9 protein-coding genes are annotated in these 9,159 nt (G+C 46.3%); 7 read left to right on the top strand and 2 right to left on the bottom strand.

The window, feature by feature from the left end:
- Positions 1–566: 566 nt before the first annotated feature.
- From hslV to rraA, 4 genes are all read left to right on the top strand, one after another.
- Positions 567–1,118, top strand: a complete 552-nt coding sequence (gene hslV / locus ACVA54_RS19285) for an ATP-dependent protease subunit HslV (protein WP_099079992.1) — start codon at positions 567–569, stop codon at positions 1,116–1,118.
- A 23-nt stretch (positions 1,119–1,141) separates the two neighbouring features.
- Complete coding sequence (gene hslU, locus ACVA54_RS19290; protein ID WP_099079993.1) at positions 1,142–2,473, top strand: HslU--HslV peptidase ATPase subunit; 1,332 nt, start codon at positions 1,142–1,144, stop codon at positions 2,471–2,473.
- Between the two features lie 315 nt (positions 2,474–2,788).
- Positions 2,789–3,706: a 1,4-dihydroxy-2-naphthoate polyprenyltransferase gene (locus ACVA54_RS19295; protein ID WP_099079994.1), complete on the top strand. Its 918-nt coding sequence runs from the start codon at positions 2,789–2,791 to the stop codon at positions 3,704–3,706.
- Positions 3,707–3,781: 75 nt separating this feature from the next.
- Positions 3,782–4,288: a ribonuclease E activity regulator RraA gene (gene rraA / locus ACVA54_RS19300; RefSeq protein ID WP_446582046.1), complete on the top strand. Its 507-nt coding sequence runs from the start codon at positions 3,782–3,784 to the stop codon at positions 4,286–4,288.
- A gap of 634 nt (positions 4,289–4,922) precedes the next feature.
- Here rraA and zapB read toward each other — a convergent pair.
- Positions 4,923–5,165: a cell division protein ZapB gene (gene zapB / locus ACVA54_RS19305; protein WP_005435037.1), complete on the bottom strand. Its 243-nt coding sequence runs from the start codon at positions 5,163–5,165 to the stop codon at positions 4,923–4,925.
- Between the two features lie 344 nt (positions 5,166–5,509).
- Between zapB and glpX the strand changes: the two genes are divergently transcribed.
- The 3 genes from glpX to ACVA54_RS19320 all read left to right on the top strand — a co-directional run bounded on the left by glpX (position 5,510) and on the right by ACVA54_RS19320 (position 8,168).
- On the top strand, positions 5,510–6,517 hold the full coding sequence (glpX, locus tag ACVA54_RS19310; protein ID WP_099079996.1) for a class II fructose-bisphosphatase: 1,008 nt from the start codon (positions 5,510–5,512) through the stop codon (positions 6,515–6,517).
- Positions 6,518–7,068: 551 nt separating this feature from the next.
- The gene (locus ACVA54_RS19315; protein ID WP_099079997.1) at positions 7,069–7,683 is read left to right on the top strand and encodes a helix-turn-helix transcriptional regulator; all 615 of its coding nucleotides are present in this window, start codon (positions 7,069–7,071) and stop codon (positions 7,681–7,683) included.
- 140 nt (positions 7,684–7,823) lie between these two features.
- Positions 7,824–8,168: a DUF3135 domain-containing protein gene (locus tag ACVA54_RS19320; RefSeq protein WP_119464014.1), complete on the top strand. Its 345-nt coding sequence runs from the start codon at positions 7,824–7,826 to the stop codon at positions 8,166–8,168.
- On the opposite strand, the gene ACVA54_RS19325 is transcribed toward ACVA54_RS19320, so the two are convergent.
- Complete coding sequence (locus tag ACVA54_RS19325; RefSeq protein ID WP_099079999.1) at positions 8,162–8,452, bottom strand: GIY-YIG nuclease family protein; 291 nt, start codon at positions 8,450–8,452, stop codon at positions 8,162–8,164. The genes ACVA54_RS19320 and ACVA54_RS19325 overlap by 7 nt on opposite strands.
- Between the last annotated feature and the right edge of the window lie 707 nt (positions 8,453–9,159).

Raw genomic sequence — 9,159 nt, forward strand, 5'->3', positions numbered from 1 at the left:
TCGTTCCTCACGGTTCAGAATGACGGTCACTTTAGCGCGCTCTCAACCGAGAAGATTCGTCATTCTAGCGAGTCCAAACGAGACTAAGAATCAAACCTCAGCAAACTCCCCTACCCAATAGAGCCATCTCATTACCGCACAATCGGATAGTAGATTCTGAATCACACTCGTTCCTCACGGTTCAGAATGACGGTCACTTTAGCGCGCGCTCAACCGAGAAGATTCGTCATTCTAGCGAGTCCAAACGAGACTAAGAATCTAACCTCAGCAAGATCCCCAACCAAATAGAGCCATCTCACTACCGCACAATCGGATAGTAGATTCTGAATCACACTCGTTCCTCACGGTTCAGAATGACCAGTATTTTCCTTGTAACTCAAAGTCAACGTTTGCGCGTAATCCGTAATCCCAAACATTAGGTCCTAAGCCCTAGGATCCTAGGACCTTTCTTTTAAACCTAGGACCTATCTTTTCCCTAAGCCCTTTCTTTTAGCCCCCTTGAATCCCATACTCACCTACCCCATATACTTAATTAAATCCAAAGAGACATAATTAAGAGGTCGACTGTGACTACCATTGTATCTGTACGTCGAAATAATAAAGTCGTCATCGCGGGTGATGGCCAAGTATCTCTGGGCAATACCGTAATGAAAGGTAATGCGCGAAAAGTTCGCCGCCTATACAACAACCAAGTGCTAGCTGGCTTTGCTGGCGGTACAGCGGATGCCTTTACCCTTTTCGAGCGCTTTGAAAGCAAGCTGCAAATGCACCAAGGCCACCTGACCAAAGCTGCCGTAGAACTCGCTAAAGATTGGCGCAGTGATCGCGCACTTCGTAAGTTGGAAGCACTTCTTGCTGTCGCGGATGAAACTGCTTCTCTCATCATTACTGGTAACGGTGACGTAGTTCAGCCTGAAAATGACCTGATTGCCATCGGTTCTGGTGGTGCATACGCGCAAGCAGCTGCCACCGCCCTGCTAGAAAATACCGATCTAGATGCTCGTGAGATTGCAGAGAAAGCACTCAACATCGCCGGTGACATTTGTGTGTTCACCAACCACAACCATACTGTAGAAGAGCTAGAATCAACTGCAGAGCTTCCTCAGCCAACCGCGTAATCGTAACGAAGTAAGGAAAGAATATGTCTGAAATGACTCCTCGCGAAATCGTTCATGAACTGAACCGCCACATCATTGGGCAAGACAAAGCAAAACGTTCGGTTGCGATTGCCCTTCGTAATCGCTGGCGACGCATGCAGCTTGAAGAAAGCTTGCGCGTAGAAGTGACCCCGAAAAACATTCTGATGATTGGTCCAACTGGTGTGGGTAAAACCGAGATTGCTCGTCGCCTAGCGAAACTAGCAAACGCACCATTCATCAAAGTAGAAGCAACGAAATTCACGGAAGTGGGTTACGTAGGTAAAGAAGTCGAAACCATCATTCGCGACCTAACCGATGTTGCAGTGAAGATGACCCACCAGCAAGCGATGGAAAAAGTAAAATTCCGCGCTGAAGAACAAGCTGAAGAGCGCATTCTTGATGCTCTATTACCACCCGCGCGTGATGCTTGGGGTCAAACAGAGCAAAAAGAAGACACATCAAATACGCGTCAAATCTTCCGTAAAAAACTGCGTGAAGGCCAGTTAGACGACAAAGAGATCGAGATCGATATTGCCGCACCACAAATGGGGGTAGAGATCATGGCGCCTCCTGGTATGGAAGAGATGACCAACCAGCTGCAAGGTATGTTCCAAAACCTAGCCGGCGATACGAAGAAAAAGCGCAAACTGAAAATCAAAGACGCAATGAAAGCGCTAGCGGAAGAAGAAGCGGCTAAACTGGTGAACCAAGAAGAGCTAAAAGAATCTGCGATTTTCAACGTAGAGAACAACGGTATCGTGTTCATCGACGAGATCGACAAGATCTGTAAGCGTGGTGAAAGCTCAGGACCTGACGTTTCTCGTGAAGGCGTTCAGCGAGACCTACTGCCACTTATTGAAGGTAGCACAGTATCAACTAAGCACGGAATGGTAAAAACCGACCACATCTTATTTGTCGCATCCGGCGCATTCCAAGTCGCAAGACCTTCCGATCTGATCCCTGAGTTGCAAGGTCGTCTACCAATCCGCGTTGAGCTAGAAGCATTAACCAGCAACGACTTTAAGCGCATTCTAACTGAGCCTAAAGCGTCTCTGACAGAACAATACGCAGCGCTGATGAAGACAGAAAACGTTGATGTAGAGTTCACTGAAGATGGCATCATTCAAATCGCGGAAGCAGCATGGACCGTAAACGAAACCACCGAAAACATCGGTGCTCGTCGTCTTCATACGGTGATGGAGCGTCTGATGGATGAAATCTCTTACGACGCAACAGAAAAAGCAGGCGAGAAATTCGTAATTGATGCTGCTTACGTGAAAGAGCGTCTGGGTGACGCCATTGAAAATGAAGACCTAAGCCGCTTCATTCTTTAATCATTAGCTCACTGCGCGATTCAAAGTCCAGAATGTCATGTTCTGGGCTTTTTAATCCAGAATGACGGTTACTTTAGCGAGCTCTAGACCAAAAGAGTTCGTCATCCTAGCGAGCTCCAGCGAGACTAAGGATCTAATAACTGCGTGCACCGTCCCCTTCTCTTTCTGAAAAGAGCGCTATTTTATTACCTCAAATATGGAAACTGTGTTTCTTCTCCGTCGCCCTTTGACTCTTAATTGAGTTGTTTCAGGTCAATAGCGTATCAGCGACTTTGTGCTTATACTGGGCACATTGGTTACTAGCACGAAATATCCATGAAACAATCATTGCAGATCTGGCTTGACGCCGCTCGCCCTAAAACATTACCACTGGCATTGGTATCGATTCTAACTGGTAGTGCACTCGCCTACTCTACTGGCCATTTTTCATTGACGATTGCCATCATGGCGTTTGTTACTGCTACGCTATTACAGATCCTATCTAACCTCGCTAACGACTACGGCGATGCCGTGAAGGGCACAGATAACGACAACCGCTTAGGCCCACAACGTGCCATGCAGTCTGGGGCTGTCAGTGCATCACAAATGAAAAAAGCGATCATCTGCAACATCATACTGACTGCAATAGCGGGGCTTACTTTGGTGTTCTACGCGCTGAGTTCAGTGGAAAGTATCCTTACTTTTATTGGCCTCGGTATTCTCGCGATCATTGCAGCCATCGCCTACACCATGGGCAGCAAACCTTATGGCTATGTTGGCTTAGGCGATCTTTCCGTATTTATCTTCTTTGGTTTACTTGGTGTATCTGGCACTTATTTTCTGCATACTGGCCATATTGAGAGTGCGCTTTTCCTGCCGGCGTTGGGGTGTGGCTTGCTCGCCGTTGCCGTCCTCAACATTAACAATATGCGAGATATTGAGAACGATACCGAGTGTGGTAAACGCACAATGGCAGTGCGTTTAGGTCAACGAAGAGCCAAACAGTATCACTTCCTACTACTGGGTGGGGCATTGATCGCGTTTACCGCTTACCTCCTCATTCAAGATAAACCTATGTGGGCTAGCTTACCGTTTTTGCTCGGCATCTATGTCGTCGCTCAACACGGCAAAGCCGTTTGGGATACCGAACACCCTGCTCAAATAGCCCCGATGATGCCAGTCGTTGTTAAGTGCTCATTAGTCACGAATGTTTTATTTGCAACAGTTGTGGTAACTCAAACTCTGATGAGTTAAAAAAGGATTGTCATTGCATTGACTTGATGCCCAGATATACTCAAAGACAATGGTTTCTGTTTATAAAGGTACGCTATGGAATACAACACTTCAGCACTCTGTGATATCTACCTTGATCAGGTAGATGTGGTTGAACCGATGTTCAGTAATTTTGGCGGTCGCGCTTCGTTTGCCGGACAAATCACGACAATTAAGTGTTTTGAAGACAACACCTTGATCCGCGAAATGTTAGAACAAGATGGTGTTGGCCGAGTACTATTGATTGATGGTGGTGGTTCCCTACGCAAGGCCCTTATCGATGCAGAAATCGCTACGCTTGCCGAAGAAAATGAATGGGAAGGCATTGTGGTTTATGGCTGCGTTCGTGAAGTCGATGAGCTAGAAGACATGAACCTTGGTATTCAAGCGTTAGCTTCTATGCCTGTTGGTGCCACAAGCCAAGGTATTGGCGAGATTGACGTTCCGGTGAACTTTGGCGGCGTGAGCTTCTTGCCTGAAGATTACCTCTATGCAGACAATACCGGCATTATCCTTTCTCCAGAGCCTCTCAACGTTGATCTTGAGTTGGATGAGGAAGAATAACGAACCTAAAGTTCCTAGATGATAGGGCCTAGCTAGGGGCCTAGTTCCTAGGTGGAGCGTTCTGTGAGTTTGTGCATTTCATTACCTTTTGAGAAAGTGACTGGAATACTGAATACGGAGCGCTTCGCTTACGGAAACACATTCACTGAACCTAACGGCGTTATTCCGGACGCTCAAGCGAGCATCCGGAGTCTATTATTAGCGTACTATTTAGTGTCAGTATATTACCTTAGTGATATCAAACTCGGTCTGTAGATTCTGAATCACACTCGTTCCTCACGGTTCAGAATGACGGTCACTTTAGCGCGCTCTCAACCGAGAGGGTTCGTCATTCTAGCGAGCTCAAGCGAGACTAAGAATCTAACCTCAGCAAGCTCCCCAACCAAATAGAGTCATCTCACTACCGCACAATCGGATTGTAGATCCTGAATCACGTTCGTCCCTCACGGTTCAGAATGACAATATTTTTTAAACGGCATAACAACGTTTGTGTGTTATCCGTAATCCAAAAGTTTAGACCCAAGGATCCTAGGAGCTATCTCTTTTCCCTAGGCCCTTTTTTACCTAGAACCTTTCCCCCAAATACGCAAACACCCGCCGAAGCGGGTGTTTTTAATTCTGGATGATGAGAGGATTATTCCACTTCGTCCATCTTGCCAAGTAGTGCACGAATGCGCTCTTGCCACTGTGCGTGCTCTTGTTGAGCTTGCTGAGATTTCTGCTCAAGCTCTTCGCGTTGAGAACGCATTTCGTTAGCTTCAGCTTCTAGTTTCACTTTATCTTCTTTCAGCTCTTCGACTTCCATCTGAAGAAGAGTGATTGTGTCAACTGCAGTTTGAATTTTCGCTTCTAGTTGTTCTAGTACTTCAAAAGACATCTTGGCCTACCTATGTTATTCCGTGGGACGATACACGACGACTCGTCGGCACCTTACCGATAAGATTCATTCTACTCAGCGTAGCGACGATAAACACTTACTATATTCGATCTTTTGTACCATTCGGTCAAAAAATCGGCGCAATCTCACTAAACTCTGACTTTTCTGAACTTAGAAGCATTTTTGTACAGTGCATTTCACGCCAACTCGACGAAAACTCACCCAAACCTTGATCAAATTCAACTGAGTTAAAGTAAATACTCAGCAAAAAAGCAAACGTTTCCCCATTGCTGTGATAAAATCCCCGAGCAAATTTCTCTTCCCTCTTGTTACTTGGAGACATCATGAAACGCGATTTAGCAATGGCATTTTCCCGTGTTACTGAAGGCGCCGCTTTGGCTGGTTACAAATGGCTTGGCCGTGGCGACAAAAACGCAGCAGACGGTGCAGCAGTTGAAGTTATGCGTACCCTACTGAACAAAACAGACATCAGCGGTGAAATCGTTATTGGTGAAGGCGAAATCGATGATGCACCTATGCTCTACATCGGCGAGCAAGTGGGCTGTGGTGGCGACGAAGTGGATATCGCTGTAGATCCAATCGAAGGCACACGCATGACGGCGATGGGTCAATCGAACGCACTTGCTGTACTCGCGGCAGGTGAGAAAGGCAGTTTCTTAAAAGCGCCAGATATGTACATGGAAAAGTTGGTCGTTGGCCCTGGTGCGAAAGGCGTTATCGACCTAGGTAAACCACTTAAAGAAAACCTAGAGAATATCGCCAAAGCACTAAACAAGTCGCTAGACACGCTCGTCGTTATCACGCTAGCGAAGCCTCGTCACGATGAAGTGATTGCAGAGATGCAAGCAATGGGTGTGCGTGTATTCGCCGTGCCAGATGGTGATGTCGCGGCTTCTATCTTAACGTGTATGCCAGATAGTGAAGTGGACGTGATGTACTGTATTGGTGGCGCACCTGAGGGCGTGGTATCGGCCGCCGTCATTCGTGCACTAGACGGTGACATGCATGGTCGCCTACTGCCTCGCCACGAAGTGAAAGGTGACACCGAAGAGAACCGCATTTATGGTGCAGCAGAGCTAAAGCGTTGTGAAGAAATGGGCGTGCAAGCAAATGTGATTCTTAAGATGGAAGACATGGCGCGCAGCGATAACGTGGTATTCTCCGCAACCGGTATCACGAAAGGCGACCTGCTAGAAGGCATTTCTCGTCAAGGCAACATTGCAACGACAGAAACCCTGCTGATCAGAGGTCGCTGCCGTACCATTCGTCGCATTAAGTCTACACACTACCTAGACCGAAAAGACCCAGAAGTGCGCGATATTATTCTTTAAGTTTAGAGGGCTTTCTCGGCCCTAGGTGGAGCGTTCTGTGAGTTTGTGCATTTCATTACCTTTTGAGAAAGTGACTGGAATACAGAATACGGAGCGCTTCGCTTACTGAAAAGCACATCATCACCAATTGTGTCATTCCAGCGAGCCTTAGCGAGACTAGGAATCTATTATCAGCGTACTGATGAATTTCGATTTATCACCTTAGTGGTATCACTCTCTTTCAGTAGATTCTGAATCACGCTCGTTCCTCACTGTTCAGAATGACGGTCACTTTAACGCGCTCTCAACCGAGAGGATTCTTCATTCTAGCGAGCTCAAGCGAGACTAAGAATCTAACCTCAGCAAGCACCTAGCCTTCACACCCCACCTCAAGCCACAGAATCAACAGACAATAGATTCTGAATCACGCTCGTTCCTCGCTGTTCAGAATGACGACATACGTTAGCTCACATGAATATGGAGCCAACAAATCCATACTCAAAATTAAGTCAACTCTTTTCTTTACTAACCCTATCGCGCATAATATGTACTGATGTATAGATGGTGGGTATATGAAAACCGTAGATAGGATTTTGCAAATCGTTAAGCGTGATGGCTCTGTCACTGCGAAACAACTCTCTTCTGAGCTAGAAATGACAACCATGGGCGCACGCCAGCACCTACAAGGCTTAGAAGATGACGGCATCCTGTCGATTCATGATGTAAAAGTAAAAGTCGGTCGCCCAACCCGCCACTGGTCTTTAACACAAAAAGGTCACGAACAATTCACCGATCGTCATGGCGAACTCACTATTCAATTTATTGAAGCCGTTGAGCACACCTTCGGAAAAGAAGGCCTGAATAAAGTCACCTCTGAACGAGAAAAGCTAACCCTGCAACACTACCAGCAACACCTAACGCCATGCGATTCGCTAGAGAGCAAACTAAAAATGCTTGTCTCTCTTCGCGAAAAAGAAGGCTATATGGCAGAACTCGAACAAGATGAACAAGGCTTCATTCTGATTGAAAACCACTGTCCCATCTGCAAAGCGGCAACTCGCTGCCCAAGTTTGTGCCTATCTGAACTCAATGTGTTCCAAGCTCTTCTTGGTATCGAAACCAAAGTAGAACGCACCGAGCACATCATTAGTGGCCAACGTCGCTGCGTATATCGCATTCAAGCGTAACAGTTCAACATACCTCTCAACAACAGGCACATGAGCGCTTGTTGTTGAGATAATTTGGCAATTTCTCCACTCCTTTTCTTCCTGTGGTATACGCTTTTAATAGCGAAACACAGCGACCCAGATGGATTTGGAGAACAGCGATGCCACGTACACCCAAGCCACAAACGCTACCATCATTCGATGAGATGGTAAAAATGGCCGAACGAGATCCCGAAGCTTTTGAGCAGTTTCGTCACAATATGGCGAAAGAGATGATTGAAAACGCATCGGAAGAGATGCAACCACGCCTATGGGCACAGCAAAGCCACATAGACCGCGTTATTCACAACTGCAAGAACCCACATCACACCAATGTCGTGTTAATGAACGAGCTACAAAAGCAGGTCGTGAAGTTTAGAGAGGCGTTGCAGGGGGAAAACGTAGAAATACAAAAAGAAAATGTTGTGCTGTTTAAATCTACAGATAACCAGGATGGCTTCTACTGATAACAATGAGACACATCAACCAAGTCAGGATTCGATTTTCGAATTAGATCTAGCTTCCAAGCTCGCCTCCATTGTTTGAGCTGTTTTTCTCTTGCGATAGCATTTTCCATATCATCGAAGGGTTCAACGTACACTAATTTGTGCACGTTGTATTTTTTTGTAAAACCCGCAACTACGCCATTTTTGTGCTGCCATAATCTTTGGGGTAACCGGCTAGTTACCCCAACATAAATCACCGCATTGTTGTTTGACGCTAAGATATAAACACAAGGTCTCTTTTCCATAACAAACCTTCTTTTAGATTATTGCTTCATTATAAAACTGCTGCACTCGGGTAGTAGATTCTGAATCACGTTCGTCCCTCACTGTTCAGAATGACGGCTATTTTAGCTCTCCCTTACATATGAGGGGGGCGTCATTCTAGCGAGCCCCAGCGAGACTAAGAATCTAACTTCAGCAAGCACCTCGCCTTCACATCTAACCTCAAGCTACAGAATCAACCGACAATAGATTCTGAATCACGTTCGTCCCTCACTGTTCAGAATGACGGCTATTTTAGCTCTCCCTTCAATATCAGGGTGCGTCATTCTAGCGAGCCCCAGCGAGACTAAGAATCTAACTTCAGCAAGCACCTCGCCTTCACACCTCACCTCAAGCCACAGAATCAACCGACAATAGATTCTGAATCACGTTCGTTCCTCACTATTCAGAATGACGGCTATTTTAGCTCCCCCCTAAATATGAGGGTGCGTCATTCTAGCGAGCCCCTCCGAGACAAAAAATCTAACTTCAGCAAGCACCTCGCCTTCACTCCTAACCTCAAGCCAAAGAATCAATGGACAATAGATTCTGAATCACGTTCGTCCCTCACTGTTCAGAATGACGGCTATTTAGCTCCCCCTTAAATATGAGGGTGGTAAGACCCCAGATCTCTATACACTTTCAAGCTTCTGAAAATACTGTCTTTCATACTCATTTGGTGACAGCCCAC

This window comes from Vibrio sp. PNB23_22_6 (assembly GCF_052877535.1).

What these genes read in the sequence shown, in the direction of transcription:
- ACVA54_RS19325 (WP_099079999.1), bottom strand. Translation starts at nt 8,452, where the DNA reads ATGGAAAAGAGACCTTGTGTTTATATCTTAGCGTCAAACAACAATGCG.
- hslU (WP_099079993.1), top strand. Translation starts at nt 1,142, where the DNA reads ATGTCTGAAATGACTCCTCGCGAAATCGTTCATGAACTGAACCGCCAC.
- ACVA54_RS19295 (WP_099079994.1), top strand. Translation starts at nt 2,789, where the DNA reads ATGAAACAATCATTGCAGATCTGGCTTGACGCCGCTCGCCCTAAAACA.
- zapB (WP_005435037.1), bottom strand. Translation starts at nt 5,165, where the DNA reads ATGTCTTTTGAAGTACTAGAACAACTAGAAGCGAAAATTCAAACTGCA.
- glpX (WP_099079996.1), top strand. Translation starts at nt 5,510, where the DNA reads ATGAAACGCGATTTAGCAATGGCATTTTCCCGTGTTACTGAAGGCGCC.
- rraA (WP_446582046.1), top strand. Translation starts at nt 3,782, where the DNA reads ATGGAATACAACACTTCAGCACTCTGTGATATCTACCTTGATCAGGTA.
- ACVA54_RS19315 (WP_099079997.1), top strand. Translation starts at nt 7,069, where the DNA reads ATGAAAACCGTAGATAGGATTTTGCAAATCGTTAAGCGTGATGGCTCT.
- ACVA54_RS19320 (WP_119464014.1), top strand. Translation starts at nt 7,824, where the DNA reads ATGCCACGTACACCCAAGCCACAAACGCTACCATCATTCGATGAGATG.